The 1,149-nt window shown below is 69.4% G+C and carries 1 protein-coding gene and 1 pseudogene; one reads left to right on the forward strand and one right to left on the reverse strand.

Going from position 1 to position 1,149, the window contains the following annotated elements; translation table 11 throughout:
• Positions 1-210: pseudogene (locus JCM9942_RS16450) on the forward strand (tRNA (adenosine(37)-N6)-threonylcarbamoyltransferase complex dimerization subunit type 1 TsaB); the annotation flags it as partial.
• 105 nt (positions 211-315) lie between these two features.
• Here the strand turns inward: JCM9942_RS16450 and JCM9942_RS16455 are convergent.
• Positions 316-1,149 (reverse strand): TonB family protein (locus JCM9942_RS16455; protein ID WP_425478370.1); only part of this gene is annotated, 834 nt, incomplete at its 5' end.

Below are 1,149 nucleotides of genomic sequence, written 5' to 3' on the forward strand. Positions count from 1 at the left end.
GGCGTGCTGGCCAGCCGCCTGCAGTCGCGGCTGGCTTTGGTGGATGCGCAGGCGCTGCCGCGCGCGGCCGATGTGCTGCAGATCGCGGTACCGATGATGGCCCGCGGCGAAGGCATCGCTCCGGAGCTGGTGCAGCCGGCCTATCTGCGCGACAACGTCGCGCTGACCCTGATCGAGCAGCAGGCGCTGCGGGCCTCCAGGCAGAGCTGAGTCACGCTGCGAGGTGGATGTCCTGCGCCCGCGCACGTGTCGTAATGGGTCTGTTGATCCTCCGGCGCTGGCCTGCCAGCGGTGGATCTGGCCGGGCCGGTTGTTTCAGCGATCGTCGTGCAGCTCGCCGCCGGGCAGGAACACCCAGGTGCGGGTGACCTGCAGGATGTCGATGTTGTCGTCGGTTTTCGGCAATGCCGGGAAGGGTTTGGCCAGCTCGATCACCCGCAGCGCGGCGGCATCGAGCAGCGGCACGCCACTGCTGCGCAGGATGCGGCTGCTTTCCACGCTGCCATCGCGGCGCACCCCGACGGTGATCACCACCTGTCCACCGAGCCGGCGCTGGCGGGCTTCATCGGGATAGTTCAGGTTGCCCACCCGCTCGGCGCGATCCACCCACGCCCGCAGGTAATTGGCATAGGCGTACTCGCGGGTGCTGGCCGAGACGAATTTGCGGTTCGGGCGTTTGGCGTACTGCTCCGAGCGCAGGTGCACCTCGGCCGCCAGTCGGGCCATTTCCGCATCGCGCTGCTCGCGTGCGCTCATCGGCGCATTGCTGTCCGGGCGATCGGGCAGTGGCTGCGGCTGCACCTCGGCAACGCGGTCCTTTCCCTGCTCGCTGGTGATCACCCGGGCCTGCGGCGGCGGTGGGGTGGCCGCGCTTTGCGCCTGCAGCGGTACCGGCGCCAGGCCGTTCTGGGCCTGCGGTACGATACCGGCCTGCGCATCGCGCGGGCGTTGTGCGGTGTCGTGATCGCCGCCGCCCTGCTGGTTGGCCTGGGCCAGGAAGTCGGCCTGTTTGGGCGTCAATGGCGTGCTGGTCTGGCTGAAGATGACATCCAGTGTCGGCACCAGCGGCGCGTTGTCGCTGACGGCAAAGCCCACGCCGAGAAGCAGCAGGCCGTGCACCAGCGCCGACAGCACCAGGGTGGCGGTCAG

Origin of the sequence: Stenotrophomonas pictorum JCM 9942 (genome assembly GCF_001310775.1) — a bacterium.
GTDB classification, from domain to species: Bacteria; Pseudomonadota; Gammaproteobacteria; order Xanthomonadales; family Xanthomonadaceae; genus Stenotrophomonas; species Stenotrophomonas pictorum.